Source organism: Pseudescherichia sp. (assembly GCF_032052675.1).
Classification (GTDB): Bacteria; Pseudomonadota; Gammaproteobacteria; order Enterobacterales; family Enterobacteriaceae; genus Pseudescherichia.
The window spans coordinates 53,896-71,679 of record NZ_DAMBWA010000012.1; the positions used below are offsets into that span (position 1 = coordinate 53,896).

The 17,784-nt window shown below is 57.6% G+C and carries 16 protein-coding genes; 12 read left to right on the top strand and 4 right to left on the bottom strand.

Features of this window, described 5'->3' with window-relative positions; genetic code table 11:
- Positions 1–32 precede the first annotated feature (32 nt).
- Positions 33–2,456 (bottom strand): glycerol-3-phosphate 1-O-acyltransferase PlsB, encoded by a 2,424-nt coding sequence (gene plsB, locus RTX96_RS15825; protein WP_103818730.1) that lies wholly within the window; start codon positions 2,454–2,456, stop codon positions 33–35.
- 129 nt (positions 2,457–2,585) lie between these two features.
- On the opposite strand from plsB, the gene RTX96_RS15830 reads away from it, so the two are divergent.
- From RTX96_RS15830 to RTX96_RS15840, 3 genes are all read left to right on the top strand, one after another.
- A complete protein-coding gene (locus RTX96_RS15830; RefSeq protein WP_103818729.1) occupies positions 2,586–2,954 on the top strand; it encodes a diacylglycerol kinase in 369 nt (122 codons plus the stop codon).
- Between the two features lie 108 nt (positions 2,955–3,062).
- Complete coding sequence (gene lexA / locus RTX96_RS15835; RefSeq protein ID WP_103818728.1) at positions 3,063–3,671, top strand: transcriptional repressor LexA; 609 nt, start codon at positions 3,063–3,065, stop codon at positions 3,669–3,671.
- Positions 3,672–3,936: 265 nt separating this feature from the next.
- Complete coding sequence (locus tag RTX96_RS15840) at positions 3,937–4,146, top strand: CsbD family protein (protein ID WP_103818727.1); 210 nt, start codon at positions 3,937–3,939, stop codon at positions 4,144–4,146.
- A gap of 75 nt (positions 4,147–4,221) precedes the next feature.
- On the opposite strand, the gene zur is transcribed toward RTX96_RS15840, so the two are convergent.
- Entirely contained in the window at positions 4,222–4,737 is a 516-nt protein-coding gene (gene zur / locus RTX96_RS15845; protein ID WP_103818726.1) for a zinc uptake transcriptional repressor Zur, read from the bottom strand.
- Between the two features lie 354 nt (positions 4,738–5,091).
- Here zur and RTX96_RS15850 point away from each other — a divergent pair, with 354 nt between their 5' ends.
- From RTX96_RS15850 to pspG, 3 genes are all read left to right on the top strand, one after another.
- The gene (locus RTX96_RS15850) at positions 5,092–6,390 is read left to right on the top strand and encodes a conjugal transfer protein TraF (protein ID WP_312671530.1); all 1,299 of its coding nucleotides are present in this window, start codon (positions 5,092–5,094) and stop codon (positions 6,388–6,390) included.
- A 102-nt stretch (positions 6,391–6,492) separates the two neighbouring features.
- Positions 6,493–7,491 (top strand): tRNA dihydrouridine(20/20a) synthase DusA, encoded by a 999-nt coding sequence (gene dusA, locus RTX96_RS15855; protein WP_312269607.1) that lies wholly within the window; start codon positions 6,493–6,495, stop codon positions 7,489–7,491.
- Positions 7,492–7,622: 131 nt separating this feature from the next.
- Positions 7,623–7,865 carry an envelope stress response protein PspG gene (gene pspG, locus RTX96_RS15860; RefSeq protein ID WP_042388868.1) on the top strand — a complete coding sequence of 81 codons (243 nt, stop codon included), beginning with the start codon at positions 7,623–7,625 and terminating at the stop codon, positions 7,863–7,865.
- 301 nt (positions 7,866–8,166) lie between these two features.
- On the opposite strand, the gene RTX96_RS15865 is transcribed toward pspG, so the two are convergent.
- On the bottom strand, positions 8,167–9,150 hold the full coding sequence (locus tag RTX96_RS15865; protein WP_103818723.1) for a quinone oxidoreductase: 984 nt from the start codon (positions 9,148–9,150) through the stop codon (positions 8,167–8,169).
- 103 nt (positions 9,151–9,253) lie between these two features.
- On the opposite strand from RTX96_RS15865, the gene dnaB reads away from it, so the two are divergent.
- The 6 genes from dnaB (at position 9,254) to RTX96_RS15895 (ending at position 14,876) form a co-directional block, all read left to right on the top strand.
- Positions 9,254–10,660 carry a replicative DNA helicase gene (dnaB, locus tag RTX96_RS15870; protein ID WP_042388864.1) on the top strand — a complete coding sequence of 469 codons (1,407 nt, stop codon included), beginning with the start codon at positions 9,254–9,256 and terminating at the stop codon, positions 10,658–10,660.
- Between the two features lie 145 nt (positions 10,661–10,805).
- Positions 10,806–11,885 (top strand): alanine racemase, encoded by a 1,080-nt coding sequence (alr, locus tag RTX96_RS15875; RefSeq protein ID WP_103818722.1) that lies wholly within the window; start codon positions 10,806–10,808, stop codon positions 11,883–11,885.
- Positions 11,886–12,026: 141 nt separating this feature from the next.
- Positions 12,027–13,223: an aromatic amino acid transaminase gene (tyrB, locus tag RTX96_RS15880; RefSeq protein ID WP_312671531.1), complete on the top strand. Its 1,197-nt coding sequence runs from the start codon at positions 12,027–12,029 to the stop codon at positions 13,221–13,223.
- A 64-nt stretch (positions 13,224–13,287) separates the two neighbouring features.
- Positions 13,288–13,998 (top strand): acid phosphatase AphA, encoded by a 711-nt coding sequence (gene aphA, locus RTX96_RS15885; RefSeq protein WP_312671532.1) that lies wholly within the window; start codon positions 13,288–13,290, stop codon positions 13,996–13,998.
- Positions 13,999–14,103: 105 nt separating this feature from the next.
- Entirely contained in the window at positions 14,104–14,526 is a 423-nt protein-coding gene (locus RTX96_RS15890) for a secondary thiamine-phosphate synthase enzyme YjbQ (RefSeq protein WP_312671533.1), read from the top strand.
- Positions 14,523–14,876 (top strand): MmcQ/YjbR family DNA-binding protein, encoded by a 354-nt coding sequence (locus RTX96_RS15895; protein WP_103818718.1) that lies wholly within the window; start codon positions 14,523–14,525, stop codon positions 14,874–14,876. The genes RTX96_RS15890 and RTX96_RS15895 overlap by 4 nt, the downstream gene beginning before the upstream one ends.
- On the opposite strand, the gene uvrA is transcribed toward RTX96_RS15895, so the two are convergent.
- The gene (gene uvrA / locus RTX96_RS15900; protein WP_312671534.1) at positions 14,877–17,702 is read right to left on the bottom strand and encodes an excinuclease ABC subunit UvrA; all 2,826 of its coding nucleotides are present in this window, start codon (positions 17,700–17,702) and stop codon (positions 14,877–14,879) included.
- Positions 17,703–17,784 lie beyond the last annotated feature (82 nt).

Genomic DNA, 17,784 nt, shown 5'->3' on the forward strand with positions numbered 1-17,784 from the left:
GCCCGGTACACTTGCGTTACCGGGCATCACCTTTACGCTTCTGCCTGGGTTGCGCTCTCGATAGTCAACCGCACGTCAGGCGTCACCAGATCCGCCAGCAGGAGATAGACCTGCATGGTTTTTGCCGGATCGGCATCACCCGTATCGCTGATGTAACCCTCGTCGCGCAGGGTGAGCACCAGGGTACTGAACACGGCTTTATCGAAGAACTCCGGGGCGTTGATCCCGTGCAGCACCGACAGGCGCTGAGCCAGGGTACGGCTCTCTTTCTCCAGCGTGCCACGGTTGATGGCCGGGTTGGCGCTCAGCAGCCAGAAAGTGATGGCGTAGCGCTGCAGGGTCTCGCGCGCGCCAGCCGCCAGCAGCTGCAGGGTACGGGAGCGCTGCGGGTTGAGATACAGGCGGTCGTCTTTATCTACCAGCAGGCCCTGACGCACCAGCTCGGCGATCAACGCGTTGAGCACCTCTGGCAGCTCGCTGTTATCCCAGCGCAGGAACAGCTCTGCTTTAAGCATCGGATAGAGCACATCAACGTGGCGCAGCAGCTCTTCGCGAGAGATCTGGCGATGCTGGGTTACGATAGCCGCCATCAGGGAGGGCAGCACCAGCATATGCGCGATGTTGTTGCGGTAGTAAGTCATCAGCACCGCCTGCTCGCGCGGCAGAATGATGATGTCGCCTATGGTGTCTTTCTCTACTTCGAACTTATTCATCTGCAGCGCGTGGGCAATCAGCTCGCTGGCGCTGGCCGCCGGGGCGGTGGCGTCAGGCGAGTAGGGCACGTTGCGCAGCAGATCGAGGTAGCAGTCCAGCTGCTCGGTCAGCTGCTCGCGGGTCAGCGAGCGCTGGCGCGAGGCCAGCAGCGCGGTACAGCAGAGGTTCATAGCGTTAGCCGCGCCCGCGTTGTTAATACGCACCATCAGATCGGCGGCGATGGTGTTGACGGTCGGCGTCAGCCAGGCCGGGCGTACCGCCTCAATCGGATCGATCGACTCGCGCCACTCGGGCACGTGCTGATTGAGGTAGTTCATCAGCGGTAGCGGCTCGCCGAAGTTAACGTAGCCCTGGCCGAGGTTGCGCAGCTTGCTCAGGCCGCGCAGCATCTGAAAGACGTTCTCTTTCTCTTTGGTTGCGCCGCGCAGCTCTTTTGCATAGGTGCCCACCTCCATCACGTGCTCGTAGCCGATATAGATCGGTACCAGGGTGATAGGGCGGGTGCCGCCGCGCAGCATGGCCTGCAGGGTCATCGACAGGGTGCCGGTTTTCGGATCCAGCAGACGGCCCGTACGTGAGCGTCCACCCTCGACAAAGTACTCTACGGAGTAGCCGCGGCTAAACAGCTCGCCCAGGTACTCACGGAACACCGTCGAATAGAGCTTGTTGCCCTTAAAGGTACGGCGAATAAAGAACGCCCCGAGGCGGCGGAAAACCGGTCCGGCAGGCCAGAAGTTGAGGTTAATCCCGGCGGCGATATGCGGCGGTACCAGCCCCTGATGATAGAGCACATAGGAGAGCAGCATGTAGTCCATGTGGCTACGGTGGCAGGGCACGTAGACAATCTCATGACCGTCGTGCGCCAGCTGGCGGACCCGCTCGGCGTTATGCACGTTGATGCCCTGATAGAGCCGGTTCCAGGTAAAGCCAAGGATACGATCGCTCAGGCGGATCATCTCATAGGAGAAATTGGCCGCAATCTCCTCCATCAGTGCGATGGCGTTCTGCTGGGCTTTCTCATGGGAGATCTTTTTGCTGCGCGCTTCGTCTTCTACCGCGCGGGCAATGGCTTTTGAGGCCAACAGCTTGTTAAAGAGATCCTGGCGCGCCGGCAGGCGCGGACCCACGGCGGCAAGCCGCTGGCGGGCAAAGTGCATGCGCGCTACGCGGGCCAGCTTTTGGGCGATAATTTTGTCTGTGCCATGCTCGGTGGCCATCCGGCGCAGGGAGACCGGCGGGGAGAAGCGCACAAAGCTATCGCGACCGAGCCAGGAGACGGCAAAGAACTTCTGGATGCCGTTCAGCATGCGCAGCGGCGGATTCACTTCGCCTTTTTCGCGCCCCGGTGAGCGGCCAAACATCACCGATACCGGCACCATCTGCACGTCCAGGTCCGGGTGGTTACGGTGGAGATCCAGATAATCATGGAACAGCTTAACGGACTCTTCTTTCGGCGTGTACCAGCTAAAGACACGCGGCCCGCTGTGAATAAAGATATAGCGAGGCAGCAGCGCACCGTCGATCTCCAGCGGTTCAAGCGGGTCGGGCAGCTCGTGCGCCAGGCATTGGGCACGCAGCGTCAGCAAGTCTGCCTTCGAGTTATAAGGCAAAACGTACATAATAGGGCGTGAGGTATCGAGTCCAGGTTCCTGGGCAGGTTCTGCCGGGATCGACTTGCTTTTTACCAGCACGCTTAATGGTAAATTCAGTAATTTGTAGTAAATTCGTGGCCAGCCGGACATAAACAATGTGAAGCCTCTGGTTAATAATGCCATTGCGCCGCAAGAATATCAGAAAGCGCGCAGAATATCTTTTGTACCTCGGTACGCTCGCATAGACATTGACGATAATTACGTAAAAAGGTTCTTTTGATGGCCAATAATACCACTGGTTTAACCCGAATCATTAAAGCCGCAGGGTACTCATGGAAGGGCGTTCGCGCTGCCTGGCTGAACGAAGCCGCTTTCCGCCAGGAGTCCGTCGCGGTGATCCTTGCCGTTGTCATTGCCTGCTGGCTCGACGTAGACGCCATTACCCGCGTGCTGCTCATTGGGTCCGTTGTGCTGGTAATGATAGTGGAGATCCTGAACAGCGCGATCGAGGCGGTTGTTGACCGTATCGGGACTGATTTCCATGAGCTTTCCGGCCGGGCCAAAGATATGGGCTCGGCAGCGGTGCTGATGTCTATTCTGCTCGCGCTGGCCACCTGGGGCATTCTGCTCTGGCCACATTACCGCTAAGGCGCGCAAAATCGGCCTTGCGCGGCGGTTTTGCTCAAAATTTGGTTTCAAAAACGGTTTTTGCTGTATATACTCACAGCATAACTGTATATACACCCAGGGGGCGGGATGAAAGCGTTAACAGCCAGGCAGCAAGAGGTGTTTGATCTCATTCGCGATCACATCAGCCAGACCGGCATGCCGCCGACGCGTGCTGAAATTGCGCAGCGTTTGGGATTCCGTTCCCCAAACGCGGCAGAAGAACACCTGAAAGCGCTGGCGCGCAAAGGCGTCATTGAGATTGTTTCCGGCGCATCGCGCGGGATCCGTCTGCTGCAGGAAGAGGAAGATGGCCTGCCGCTGATTGGCCGGGTCGCTGCCGGTGAGCCGCTGCTGGCACAGCAGCATATCGAGGGCCACTACCAAGTCGATCCGTCACTGTTTAAGCCCAGCGCCGATTTCCTGCTGCGCGTTAGCGGGATGTCGATGAAAGACATTGGCATCATGGATGGCGATCTGCTGGCAGTACATAAAACGCAGGAAGCGCGTAACGGCCAGGTGATTGTGGCGCGTATTGATGACGAAGTGACGGTAAAGCGGCTGAAAAAGCAGGGCAATACCGTGCAGCTGCTGCCTGAAAACAGCGACTTCGATCCCATCGTTGTTGACCTTCGTCAGCAGAACTTCAGTATTGAAGGTCTGGCGGTCGGCGTCATTCGCAACGGCGAGTGGCTCTGATAGCATATAAGTGCTTGTGGCAGTTAACCTTCTGCTGTCACAGCGCTTAATGTTTTTCCTCCTCTCTCTTTCTCACCTCCTTTAGCCTTGCCTTCTAGCCTTGCCTTCCTGTTGTTTGTTCGCGCCTGAATGGTTAAATATTCCGAATAATCCCCAGCTTAGAAAATCCTTAGCTACAATTATTATCACGTTCAGCAGATAAAGAACGTAACGAAGGACCAACGAATATTGCTATTCAACACCGAACGATGATGAGGATACCATTATGAATAAAGACGAAGTCGGCGGTAACTGGAAACAGTTCAAAGGTAAAGCGAAAGAGCAATGGGGTAAATTAACGGACGATGACATGACCGTTATTGAAGGTAAACGCGACCAGCTGGTCGGTAAAATTCAGGAACGTTATGGCTACCAAAAAGACCAGGCTGAGAAAGAGGTGGTCGACTGGGAAACCCGTAACGAGTATCGCTGGTAATCACCCTGGATTAACAGTTTGACTACCCTGCCCGACGGTACAAGGACGTACCGACTCTTCCCACCACTTTTTAACCTAACGCGGTTTCTTCTTCACTAAAATGCTGTGATCGTGCTGACATTGGCCCTGATGACGGCAGGCTTCCACTTCTGAACACGCTGCACACAACCCGTGCGCCTCAATGACGTTATGACGCAGCGCAAAGCCCATCCTGGCCGCCAGCGCGTGCATAATATCTTCCACGCCTTCAGCCGCCTCCTCTTTTACCACGCCGCAGCGATCGCAGATGAACATCGCAGACGTATGGGTAGGCTGATCGAGGAAGTGACACAGCACGTAGCTGTTGGTTGACTCGACCTTGTGCACAAAACCCTGCTCCAGCAGGAAGTCGAGAGCGCGGTAAACCGTCGGCGGCTTGGCCTGCGGCTCTGAGACGCGCAGGAGATCGAGCAGATCGTAGGCGCTGATTGCACCCTGCTGGAGGCTCATCAGGCGCAAAACCTCAAGGCGCTGCGGGGTCAGGCGCACGTTGCGCTGCGCGCACAGCGTTTCAGCATGTGCCAGCATCTGCTGCGAAGTGGTCTTATCCATAGGGCATCCTCAGGTTACGTAATGTAATAACGTTGAAACCGTCACTTTATCATATCCTGCGACAAACGCCGAGATCCCGCCGATCGTTCCGCACCCACCGTCGATCTCCATCCTGGCATTTTCCTGAATTTTTCAACGCTCAGAGCAGAAAAACTTCCCGAATCGAATTTCCTCCTCTATAAGTAAAGAGCGTTTATAAAAAGACGCAGATTGTTACGAATAAAAATACTCTCATGCAGATAAAAAACGAATTAGCTGCATTTAGCATCGCTTTTCACAGCAATAGTTCACCTCTCGCCAGGCGATAACTGGCAGGGCATAAATCGACCTTTGATCAATAAGACAGGGCAAACTGTGAAAAAAATTTTTAAGCTTTCAGTGGTAACACTTGCGGTCTCTTTTGGGGTAGTCACTCAGGCGGGGGCAGCCAATACATGGGCAGAAGCGCGTAGTGATGCGATGGGCGGCACCGGCGTAGCATCCGCCAGCTATGGCAGCGGCGTACTGATTAACCCGGCGCTGCTGGCGAAGGCTAAACCGGATGATAACGTGACTGTCATCCTGCCGAGCGTGCGGGCGCAGATTAGCGATAAAGATAATCTGCAGGATGAAATCGACGATATCAGCGACAAAGTCGACTATTACGATAACGTTATCGACAACCTGACCTTTGCTCAGTTTATTACTAACCCAACGGGAACCATTAATCAGGTGCGCGGCGCCGCGACCGATTTAGCCGATGAGCTGGAGTTTCTCGACGGCAAAACGGCGCGTGCTAATGCGGGCGCTGGTATTGCAGTAAGCATTCCTAACGACGTGCTGTCGTTTGCTTTCGTGGCGAAGGCCTATGCCCATGCCCGGGTCAGCTCCAACGTCGACCAGCAGGATATTGACTACCTGCGCGGCAATGAAATCCTCCTTGATGCCGGGCAAGTCGCCCTTGGTCGCAGCTCGGATATTATTACCAGCCACTTGAACTCTACCGCGTCTGGACGTGCGGCGATCGTCTCCGACTACGGCGTGGCCGTGGCGCGTCAGTTCCAGCTTGGCGACGTGCCGGTCTCTATCGGCGTGACGCCGAAGCTGCAAAAAACCTGGCTGTTCAACTACACCACCTCCATCTACGACTACGATAGCAGCGACTTCAACAGCAGCCGCTACCGTAACGACGATACCGGCTTCAACGTTGACGCCGGTATTGCCGCTGATTTTGGCGATAACTGGACCGTAGGCCTGAGCGGACAGAACCTGATCTCCCGCGATATCGATACCAAAGATATCCAGATCCGCAATGGCCGTACTCAAGAGGTGCGTAGCTATAAAGATACCTACCAGATCAGCCCGGTGGTTACCGCAGGGCTGGCGTGGCATACGGATCTGGTTACCCTCAGCGCCGACGGCGATCTGACCGAGACCAAAGGCTTTAAGAGCGAGGAGGCTTCCCAGTATGTTGGCGTCGGGGCCGAGGTGCGTCCGCTCGACTGGCTGGCGGTGCGTGCGGGCTTCCGCGCCGATGTGAAAGGGGACGACAGCAACGTCGCCACCGCCGGTATCGGTTTTGCGCCGTTCAACCGCGTTCACGTCGACCTGATGGGCCTCTATGGTGAAGATGAAACCTGGGGCGCAGGCGCGCAGCTCAGCCTGACGTTCTAATGATCTCCCCGCCGGAGGCGCAATGCCTCCGGCGGGCTGTTCAGGCTAAATGAGTATGCTATAGTAGCGCCCCTTTTCCATTTTGATGAAAAAACGTACGCTATGCCGCCAGTCACGCCCGCTACAGCCTTCGCCGCCCACCGCTTCTCCATCGCGCCAATGCTCGACTGGACCGACCGCCACTGTCGCTATTTCCTGCGCCTGCTGTCGCGGGAGACGCTGCTCTATACCGAGATGGTGACTACCGGGGCGATTATTCATGGTAAAGGTGACTATCTGGCCTACAGTGACGAAGAGCATCCCGTAGCGCTTCAGCTGGGCGGCAGCGATCCGGCTCAGCTGGCCCACTGTGCGAAGCTGGCCGAAGCCCGCGGCTATGACGAGATCAACCTCAACGTCGGCTGTCCGTCGGATCGCGTGCAGAACGGTATGTTCGGCGCCTGTCTGATGGGCAATGCGCAGCTGGTGGCGGACTGCATCAAAGCCATGCGCGACGTCGTCTCTATCCCGGTGACGGTGAAGACCCGCATCGGCATTGACGACCAGGACAGCTACGAATTCCTCTGCAGCTTTATTGATACCGTTTCCGGCAAGGGCGAGTGCGAGACGTTTATTATTCACGCCCGTAAGGCCTGGCTCTCCGGACTCAGCCCAAAAGAGAACCGTGAGATCCCGCCTCTGGACTACCCGCGTGTCTATCAGCTTAAGCGCGACTTCCCGCACCTGACCATGTCTATCAACGGCGGCATCAAATCGCTGGAAGAGGCAAAGGCGCACCTTGAGCATATGGACGGGGTGATGGTAGGGCGCGAGGCGTATCAAAACCCAGGCATTCTGGCCGCGGTTGACCGTGAGATCTTTGGCGTAGCGCGTGACGATGCCGATCCGGTTGCGGTAGTGCGGGCCATGTATCCCTATATTGAGCGTGAGCTGAGCAACGGCGCCTATCTCGGGCATATCACTCGCCATATGCTGGGCCTTTTCCAGGGTATTCCCGGTGCGCGCCAGTGGCGTCGCTACCTGAGTGAAAACGCCCATAAGGCTGGGGCGGATATCGATGTACTGGAGCAGGCGCTAAAGCTGGTGGCGGATAAGCGTTAGAAATTCGCTAAAAGTTAGCTAAATTCACCACGCCTCGCAGCACGCTGCGGGGCGTTTTGTTTTATTATCAATGCATTACATTCTGGCACGTTTCTTGTAATAGATTGGGTAACTATTAAGGGGGAAGAGCCATGCTGGAACTACTGTTTGTTATTGGATTTTTTATGATGCTACTGGTCACGGGCGTCTCGCTGCTGGGCATTATTGTCGCGCTGGCAGTGGCCACCGCGCTGATGTTTGTCGGTGGACTGTTTGCGTTAATGTTTAAGCTGCTGCCCTGGCTGCTGCTGGCGGTGGCTATCGTCTGGGTTATCCGGGCGGTAAAAAAACCAAAATTGCCGTTGTATCAGCGCAATAGCCGCTGGCGTTACTAAGTTATGCGGTCTTGATCACAACCTGGCACTTTTCTCTGGCAGGTTCAGCCAAACCGCATAGGATTTAGGTATCGAATCTGTCACTATTGCGCGTCTTAGAATTCATCGAGCTGTACCCTACATACAGCCGAACTAAAAAAAGAAAGGGCTTCCTTAAGGGAAGCCCTAATTCTTTTCCCTCGTCATACTTCAAGCAGCCGGTGCGTTGGCTGCGCTTACTCGCCCCAGTCACTTACCTATGTAAGCTCCTGGGGACTCGCGCTCTTGCCGCCTTCCTGCTACTCAAATTATTTAGAGGGGCTCAGGGGATCAGCAGACTCGATCCTTGAGTTGATCGGCTCTCCAGCGTCTCGTGCGCACGCTGCGCCTCCGCCAGCGGGAATTTCTGATCTTCTGCCACGTCGACCTTAATCACGCCGCTGGCAATCAGCGAGAATAGCTCGTTGCTGGCCTCTTCCAGCTCCTCCCGATTAGTGATGTACCCCTGAAGGGAAGGGCGGGTTGCATAGAGGGAGCCTTTCTGGTTAAGGATGCCGAGATTAACGCCGGTGACCGGACCAGAGGCGTTGCCGAAGCTGACCATCAGGCCGTGACGCTGCAGGCAGTCCAGCGACGATTCCCAGGTATCTTTTCCTACCGAGTCATAGACAACGCGTACCTTCTTACCCCCGGTGATCTCCTTGACGCGCTCAACGATGCTCTCCTCGCGGTAGTTAATCACCTGCCATGCGCCCGCCTGCAATGCGCGCTGCGCCTTCTGCGCGTTGCCCACCGTGCCGATCAGCTTGCCACCCAGCGCCTTGGACCACTGGCAGGCGATAAGCCCTACACCGCCCGCCGCCGCGTGGAACAGAAACGGCTCGTCGGGCTTGATCTCATAGGTTTTACGCAGCAGGTAGAAGACCGTCAGCCCCTTCAGGAACGAGGCCGCGGCCTGCTCAAAGGAGATGGCGTTGGGCAGAATAGCGACCTTATCCGCCGGCACGTTATGTACTGAGCTGTAGGCCCCCAGCGCCGACTGGGCATAGACCACCCGATCGCCCGCTTTAATATGGCTAACGTTTTTACCAACTTTACTCACTACGCCTGCCGCCTCTGTACCGAGACCGCTTGGCAGCGCCGGAGGCGGATAGAGGCCGCTGCGGATGTAGGTATCGATATAGTTGATACCAATAGCTTTGTTCTCGACCTGCACCTCGTTCTCTGCCGGATCGGTGGGCGTAAACTCCACCGCTTTTAATACCTCAGGGCCACCATGCTTGTGAAATTCAATTCTTGTTGCCATGTTTCCTCCCAAAGATCCTAAGCCAATGCGACATTAGGGTCGGTGCATAATCTAAAATATGATAAAGTTTCGACCCACAATTTATCTCGGTACTCCATTCACTATGGCAGGAAATAAACCCTTCAACAAACAGACTGAACCCCGCGATATGCAAGTCGAGGGGATGAAAGTGCCGCCACACTCAATCGAAGCGGAGCAGTCGGTGTTGGGCGGTTTAATGCTGGATAACGAACGCTGGGACGACGTTGCCGAGCGCGTTGTTGCGGAAGACTTTTATACCCGCCCGCACCGACATATCTTCACTGAGATGCACCGTCTGCAGGAGATGAGCAAACCCATCGACCTGATCACCCTGGCGGAGTCGCTGGAGCAGCAGGGCCAGCTGGACAGCGTCGGCGGTTTTGCCTACCTGGCAGAGCTATCGAAAAATACGCCAAGCGCGGCGAACATTAGCGCCTATGCTGACATCGTCCGCGAACGTGCGGTCGTGCGTGAGATGATCTCGGTTGCCAACGAAATCGCCACCGCGGGCTTTGACCCGCAGGGCCGCACCAGCGAAGATCTGCTCGACCTCGCCGAATCCCGCGTATTCCAGATCGCTGAAAACCGGGCGAATAAGGACGAAGGACCGAAAAGTATCGATCAGATCCTTGAGGCCACCGTCGCGCGTATTGAGCAGCTCTTTCAGCAGCCCCACGACGGCGTGACCGGCGTTGATACCGGCTATCAGGATCTGAACAAAAAAACGGCGGGCCTGCAGCGCTCGGATCTGATCATCGTGGCGGCGCGTCCGTCGATGGGTAAGACCACCTTCGCCATGAACCTGTGCGAAAACGCCGCGATGCTACAGGATAAGCCGGTGCTGATCTTCAGCCTGGAGATGCCCGCCGAGCAGATCATGATGCGTATGCTGGCGTCGCTCTCCCGCGTCGATCAGACCCGCATCCGTACCGGCCAGCTCGACGACGAGGACTGGGCGCGTATCTCCGGCACAATGGGCATCCTGCTCGAGAAGCGTAACATGTACATCGACGACTCCTCTGGCCTGACGCCGACCGAGGTGCGCTCCCGTGCGCGGCGCATCTTCCGCGAGCATGACGGCCTGAGCATGATCATGATCGACTACCTGCAGCTGATGCGCGTTCCGTCGCTCTCTGACAACCGTACGCTGGAGATCGCGGAGATCTCCCGCTCGCTGAAAGCGCTGGCGAAAGAGTTACAGGTGCCGGTGGTGGCCCTGTCGCAGCTCAACCGCTCCCTGGAGCAGCGTGCCGATAAGCGCCCGGTCAACTCCGACCTGCGTGAGTCCGGCTCTATCGAGCAGGATGCCGACCTGATCATGTTTATCTATCGTGATGAGGTGTACCACGAGAACAGCGATCTGAAAGGCATCGCGGAAATTATTATTGGTAAGCAGCGTAACGGCCCGATTGGTACGGTACGCCTGACCTTTAACGGGCAGTGGTCGCGCTTCGATAACTATGCCGGGCCACAGTACGATGACGAATAAATCCTCTTCATCCTTCACGCCGCAGGGGCGTTGACTGCGTCCGCTCACCCCAGTCACTTACTTCAGTAAGCTCCTGGGGCTTCCCGGACTTGTCGCCTTCCTGCAACGCGAATGATTTTGAGGATCCGCTTTTAGAAGGAATAACATGCAAGCGGCAACCGTAGTAATCAACCGCCGCGCTCTGCGACACAATCTGCAACGCCTGCGCGAGCTGGCTCCCGCCAGCAAACTGGTTGCAGTGGTGAAAGCGAACGCTTACGGACACGGTCTCCTGGAGACCGCGCGAACGCTCCCCGACGCCGACGCCTTTGGCGTTGCCCGTCTTGAAGAGGCCCTGCAGCTGCGTGCGGGCGGCATTACCCAGCCGATCCTGCTGCTGGAGGGCTTTTTTTCCGCTGACGATCTTCCCACGCTCTCTGCGCAAACGTTGCACACCGCCGTGCACAATACCGAGCAGCTAGAGGCGCTGGAGAGGGCTGAACTCCCTGAACCCATCACCGTCTGGATGAAGCTCGATACCGGCATGCACAGGCTGGGCGTGCGTCCCGAAGAGGCCAGCGCGTTCTACCAGCGGCTCTGCGCCTGTAAAAATGTGCGCCAGCCGGTGAATATTGTCAGCCACTTTGCCCGGGCCGATGAGCCAGCGTGTGGCGCAACCGAACAGCAGCTGGATATCTTCACCACCTTCACCGAAGGCAAGCCGGGCCTGCGCTCTATTGCGGCCTCCGGCGGCATTCTGCTCTGGCCGCAGGCGCATTTTGACTGGGTGCGTCCCGGCATCATTCTCTACGGCGTATCACCGCTGGATCAAAAGCCGTGGGGCGCTGATTTTGGCTTCCAGCCGGTGATGTCCCTGGCCTCAACGCTGATCGCCGTGCGCCCGCACCGTGCAGGTGAGCCGGTAGGCTACGGCGGGACCTGGATCAGCGAGCGCGATACGCGTCTCGGCGTAGTGGCGATGGGCTACGGCGATGGCTATCCCCGCGCCGCGCCGTCCGGTACGCCGGTGCTGGTTAACGGTCGCGAAGTGCCTATCGTCGGGCGCGTGGCGATGGATATGATCTGCGTTGACCTTGGACCCGAGGCTCAGGAGCGCGCGGGCGATCCGGTAGTGATGTGGGGCGAAGGCCTGCCGGTAGAGCGCATCGCTGAGATTACAAAAGTAAGTGCTTACGAACTTATTACGCGACTGACGTCCCGGGTCGCGATGCAATACATCGATTAACGCATATAAAATGCCCGGTGGCGCTGCGCTCACCGGGCCTACAGAACGCCCCAGCAATTCGTTTGAACATCCTCTCGACCTTCTCCTGCTTCCGGTTTATTGTGTTTAACACCCCCGCCTGTAAATCTGGAGAACCACCGCGTGTTTCAAAAAGTTGACGCCTACGCTGGCGACCCCATTCTGACGCTGATGGAGCGTTTCAAAGAAGATCCCCGTAGCGATAAGGTAAATCTTAGCATCGGCCTCTACTACAACGAAGATGGCCTGATCCCTCAGCTTCAGGCCGTTGCCGAAGCAGAAGCACGCCTGAACGCCCAGCCGCATGGCGCATCGCTCTATCTGCCGATGGAGGGCCTGCCGGGCTACCGTCACACCATCGCGCCGCTGCTGTTTGGCGCTGAACATCCGGTACTGAAGGCGAACCGCGTAGCGACTATCCAGACTCTCGGCGGCTCCGGCGCGCTGAAGGTGGGGGCTGACTTCCTGAAGCGCTACTTCCCAGAATCCGGCGTCTGGGTCAGCGATCCGACCTGGGAAAACCACATCGCCATCTTTGAAGGCGCTGGATTCGAAGTAAGTACTTACCCGTGGTTTGATAGCGAAACCAACGGCGTACGCGTAAACGCGCTGCTGGAAAAACTGCAAAGCCTACCGGCCCGCAGCATCGTTCTGCTACATCCGTGCTGTCATAACCCAACCGGGGCTGACCTGACCAATCCTCAGTGGGACGCGGTGATAGAGGTACTTAAAGCGCGCGAGCTGATCCCGTTCCTCGACATCGCCTATCAGGGCTTCGGTGCCGGAATGGAAGAGGATGCCTACGCGATTCGCGCCATCGCCGATGCCGGTCTGCCAGCGCTGGTGAGCAACTCCTTCTCGAAGATCTTCTCTCTCTACGGCGAGCGCGTCGGCGGTCTGTCTATCGTTTGTGACGATGCCGACACCGCCGGGCGCGTGCTGGGACAGCTGAAAGCAACCGTACGCCGCAACTACTCCAGTCCGCCAAACTTTGGCGCACAGCTGGTGGCGACCGTACTGGGTGACGCGACCCTGAAAGCGCAGTGGCTGGCGGAAGTTGAAGCGATGCGCCTGCGTATCTCCGCTATGCGCCAGGAGCTGGTGAACGTTCTGCGCGAGGCAGTGCCGGGCCATAACTTTGACTATCTGCTGCAGCAGCGCGGCATGTTCAGCTATACCGGTCTTAGCGCAGCGCAGGTTACCCGCCTGCGTGAGGAGTTGGGTGTCTACCTGATCGCCAGCGGCCGTATGTGCCTTGCCGGCCTGAATAGCAGTAATGTGCACCGCGTCGCACAGGCCTTTGCCGCAGTGATGGCATAATACGCGCCTTCCCCGGCGCAAGGCCGGGGAAAATTCTGCCTAATTCTAATATTTAAGGATGAATATGCGTAAGATACCCCTCGCGCTCAGTGCATTCTGTCTTCTGTTTGCCGTGGGCGCTGCCAACGCGCACGCCTCCTCACCTTCGCCGCTCTATCCCGGAACTAACGTCGCGAAACTGGCTGAACAAGCGCCCATTCATTGGGTCTCGGTTGCACAGATTGAAAATAGCCTTCAGGGCCGACCGCCGATGGCCGTTGGGTTTGATATTGATGATACGGTGCTCTTCTCCAGCCCGGGCTTCTGGCGCGGCAAAGAACTCTTCTCTCCACAGAGCGAAGCGTATCTGCACAATCCCGCCTTCTGGGAGAAGATGAACAACGGTTGGGATGAGTTCAGCATTCCCAAAGAGGTGGCGCGGGCGCTGATCGCCATGCACGTCAAGCGCGGCGACGCTATCTACTTCCTCACCGGACGCAGCCAGACAAAGACCGAGACCGTTTCAAAGACGCTGCAGGATGATTTCCAGATCCCCGCCGAAAATATGAATCCGGTGATCTTTGCCGGGGACCAGCCGGGTCAGAATACCAAGACCCAGTGGCTGCAGGATAAGCACATCAAGATGTTCTACGGCGACTCGGATAACGACATCCGCGCCGCTCGGGAAGTGAGTGCGCGAGGCATCCGCGTGCTGCGGGCCGCTAACTCCACCTACCGGCCACTGCCGCAGGCGGGAATGTATGGCGAAGAGGTCATTGCCAACTCCGAGTATTGATCGGCAAAAGGCAATCGCCAGGTTGCCTTATTTTCTCCGTTTTCTGGCTGTTCTGCCCTACGTGTTACACACTTAGCATCAGGTGAAATAACTCTGGAGCAGTCTATGTGGTATCAACAAACTCTCAGGCTTGGCGCAAAGCCACGCGGTTTCCATCTGGTGACGGACGAGGTGCTGGAGCAAATTCCCTCCCTCGCTCACATCAAAACGGGTTTGTTACACCTCCTGCTACAGCACACCTCCGCCTCCCTCACGCTGAATGAAAACTGCGATCCCACCGTGCGTCACGATATGGAGCAGCACTTTCTGCAGGCCGTGCCGGACAGCGCCCGCTACGAGCATGACGCTGAGGGGCCGGACGATATGCCTTCCCATATCAAATCTTCCACGCTTGGCGTATCGCTGCTGCTGCCGGTGCAGAACGGGCGCGTACAGCTGGGAACGTGGCAGGGCATCTGGTTGGGAGAACACCGCATTCACGGTGGGTCACGTAAAATCATCGCAACACTACAAGGGGAAGAGAAATGATCAATTCGGAACTGCTGCCCTACTGCATGGGTAAACCAGGCGCGGAGCAGAGCGTACACAGCGACTGGAAGGCGACGCAGATCAAAGTGGCAGACGTACTATTTGCGATGGTGCATGACGTTGATAACCGCCCGGCGGTATCGCTGAAAACCAGTCCAGAGCTGGCCGAGCTGCTGCGCAGCGAAAATGCAGACGTGCGGCCAAGTGCACGTCTGAATAAGGCGCACTGGAGCACGGTCTTTCTCGATGGATCCCTGCCGGATTCGCAGATTTACTACCTGGTGGATGCGTCCTACAAGCTGGCGGTTGAAGCGCTGCCTGACGCAATCAGGCAGCAGCTTTCCGTCTAGCTATTTCAGCATCGGTTTAAGGAAGCGGGCAGTGTGCGAGGCTTCGCACTCTGCAACCGTTTCCGGCGTGCCGGAGACGAGGATTTCGCCGCCGCCGCTACCCCCTTCCGGGCCGAGATCGACAATCCAGTCCGCCGTCTTGATCACGTCGAGGTTGTGCTCAATGACAACGATGGTGTTGCCCTGATCCCGCAGCTGATGGAGTACTTCCAGCAGCTGCTGGATGTCGGCAAAGTGCAGGCCAGTGGTCGGCTCGTCCAGAATATAGAGCGTCTGACCGGTACCGCGTTTTGACAGCTCACGGGCCAGCTTCACGCGCTGGGCCTCACCGCCGGAGAGCGTGGTAGCAGACTGGCCGAGACGGATGTAGGAGAGACCCACGTCCATCAGGGTTTGCAGCTTCCGCGCCAGCGCCGGAACGGCATCAAAGAACTCACGCGCCTCTTCGATGGTCATATCCAGCACTTCGTGGATGCTCTTGCCCTTGTATTTGATCTCCAGCGTTTCGCGGTTATAGCGTTTGCCTTTGCACTGGTCGCACGGCACGTAGATATCCGGCAGGAAGTGCATCTCTACCTTGATCACGCCGTCACCCTGACAGGCCTCGCAGCGGCCGCCGCGCACGTTAAAGCTGAAACGTCCCGGCGTATAGCCACGCGAGCGAGACTCCGGCACGCCGGCAAACAGCTCACGCACCGGCGTAAAGACGCCGGTATAGGTCGCCGGGTTTGAGCGCGGAGTACGGCCAATCGGGCTCTGGTCAATATCGATCACCTTGTCGAAGTGCTCCAGACCCTGAACCTCACGGTAGGGTGCCGGCTCGGCGATGGTCGCGCCGTTAAGCTGACGCTGGGCAATCGGGAACAGGGTGTCGTTGATCAGGGTCGATTTACCCGAGCCCGAGACGCCAGTGATACAGGTAAACAGGCCTACCGGCAGGGTCAGCGTCACATCCTTCAGGTTGTTACCGCGTGCGCCGGAGAGCTTCAGCACCTTCGACGGATCGGCAGGCACGCGCTCTTTCGGCACGGCGATCTGCCGCTTGCCGCTCATAAACTGCCCGGTTAACGACTCCGGCACCGCCATGATGGCATCCAGCGGGCCTTCCGCCACCACCTGACCACCGTGGACCCCTGCGCCTGGACCGATATCAATCACGTGGTCGGCGGCGCGGATCGCGTCTTCATCATGCTCAACCACAATCACCGTGTTGCCGAGGTCGCGCAGGTGGATCAGCGTGCCCAGCAGGCGTTCGTTGTCGCGCTGGTGCAGGCCGATAGACGGCTCATCCAGCACGTACATTACCCCAACCAGACCGGCACCGATCTGGCTCGCCAGACGAATACGCTGCGCTTCACCGCCGGAGAGCGTCTCCGCCGAGCGGGAGAGAGTCAGGTAGTTGAGGCCGACGTTCACCAGGAATTTCAGGCGGTCGCCAATCTCCTTCAGCACCTTCTCGGCGATCTTCGCCCGCTGGCCGGCCAGCTTAAGGTTGTTGAAGAAGTCCATCGCGTGACCGATGCTCATGTCAGAGATCGCCGGCAGCGGCGTATTCTCAACAAAGACGTGGCGCGCTTCACGACGCAGGCGCGTGCCGTCGCAGGAGGCGCACGGACGGTTGCTGATAAACTTCGCCAGCTCTTCGCGTACCGCGCTGGATTCGGTCTCTTTGTAGCGGCGCTCCATGTTGTGCAGGACGCCTTCAAACGGATGACGGCGCACGGAGGTGTCGCCGCGATCGTTCATGTACTTAAATTCGATGCTCTCTTTGCCGGAGCCGAACAGCACCACTTTTTGCACCGACGCGCTCAGGCTCTCCCAAGAGGCATCAACGTCAAACTTGTAGTGATCCGCCAGCGAGCGCAACATCTGGAAATAGTAGAAGTTACGGCGATCCCAGCCGCGGATCGCGCCGCCGGACAGCGACAGCTCCGGGTTCTGGATCACGCGATCCGGATCGAAATATTGCTGTACGCCCAGGCCGTCACAGGTCGGGCAGGCACCGGCCGGGTTGTTGAAGGAGAACATGCGCGGTTCCAGCTCGTTCATGCTGTAGCCGCAGATCGGACAGGCAAAGTTGGCCGAGAAGAGCAGCTCTTCGACCTTATCATCGTCCATATCGGCGACAATCGCCGTCCCGCCGGAGAGATCCAGCGCGGTTTCAAACGACTCGGCCAGGCGCTGGGTCAGATCGTCCCGCACCTTAAAGCGGTCGATAACCACTTCGATAGTATGTTTTTTATGCAGTTCAAGGCTCGGCGGATCTGAGAGGTCGCACACTTCACCATCAATACGGGCGCGGATATACCCCTGGCTTGCCAGGTTCTCCAGCGTCTTGGTGTGCTCGCCCTTACGCTCTTTGATAATCGGCGCAAGCAGCATCAGGCGCTTGCCTTCCGGCTGCGACAGCACGTTATCCACCATCTGGCTGACGGTCTGCGCATCCAGCGGCACGTTGTGGTCCGGGCAGCGCGGCTCGCCTACGCGGGCAAACAGCAGGCGCAGGTAGTCGTGGATCTCGGTAATGGTACCAACCGTGGAGCGTGGGTTGTGCGAGGTCGACTTCTGCTCAATAGAGATCGCCGGTGACAGCCCTTCGATGTGATCGACATCCGGCTTTTCCATCAACGACAGGAACTGGCGCGCATAGGCGGAGAGCGATTCAACGTAGCGACGCTGACCTTCGGCATAGAGGGTGTCGAAAGCCAGGGATGATTTACCTGAACCTGAAAGTCCGGTGACGACAATCAGCTTGTCGCGTGGGATAACGAGGTTGATATTCTTGAGATTGTGGGTGCGCGCGCCCCGTACTTCTATCTTATCCATTCACCTTTCCCGGTAAGAGACTCGGCGCTCGGTATGTTTGAAGGACATCCGGCGAACTGAACTGAAACGGTTAATTATGACA

Excerpts from the sequence above, each read along its gene's own strand:
- plsB (WP_103818730.1), bottom strand. The coding sequence starts at position 2,456 with ATGTCCGGCTGGCCACGAATTTACTACAAATTACTGAATTTACCATTA.
- RTX96_RS15895 (WP_103818718.1), top strand. The coding sequence starts at position 14,523 with ATGATCAATTCGGAACTGCTGCCCTACTGCATGGGTAAACCAGGCGCG.
- lexA (WP_103818728.1), top strand. The coding sequence starts at position 3,063 with ATGAAAGCGTTAACAGCCAGGCAGCAAGAGGTGTTTGATCTCATTCGC.
- zur (WP_103818726.1), bottom strand. The coding sequence starts at position 4,737 with ATGGATAAGACCACTTCGCAGCAGATGCTGGCACATGCTGAAACGCTG.
- RTX96_RS15865 (WP_103818723.1), bottom strand. The coding sequence starts at position 9,150 with ATGGCAACAAGAATTGAATTTCACAAGCATGGTGGCCCTGAGGTATTA.
- pspG (WP_042388868.1), top strand. The coding sequence starts at position 7,623 with ATGCTGGAACTACTGTTTGTTATTGGATTTTTTATGATGCTACTGGTC.
- RTX96_RS15890 (WP_312671533.1), top strand. The coding sequence starts at position 14,104 with ATGTGGTATCAACAAACTCTCAGGCTTGGCGCAAAGCCACGCGGTTTC.
- RTX96_RS15840 (WP_103818727.1), top strand. The coding sequence starts at position 3,937 with ATGAATAAAGACGAAGTCGGCGGTAACTGGAAACAGTTCAAAGGTAAA.
- dnaB (WP_042388864.1), top strand. The coding sequence starts at position 9,254 with ATGGCAGGAAATAAACCCTTCAACAAACAGACTGAACCCCGCGATATG.
- RTX96_RS15830 (WP_103818729.1), top strand. The coding sequence starts at position 2,586 with ATGGCCAATAATACCACTGGTTTAACCCGAATCATTAAAGCCGCAGGG.
- dusA (WP_312269607.1), top strand. The coding sequence starts at position 6,493 with ATGCCGCCAGTCACGCCCGCTACAGCCTTCGCCGCCCACCGCTTCTCC.
- alr (WP_103818722.1), top strand. The coding sequence starts at position 10,806 with ATGCAAGCGGCAACCGTAGTAATCAACCGCCGCGCTCTGCGACACAAT.
- aphA (WP_312671532.1), top strand. The coding sequence starts at position 13,288 with ATGCGTAAGATACCCCTCGCGCTCAGTGCATTCTGTCTTCTGTTTGCC.
- uvrA (WP_312671534.1), bottom strand. The coding sequence starts at position 17,702 with ATGGATAAGATAGAAGTACGGGGCGCGCGCACCCACAATCTCAAGAAT.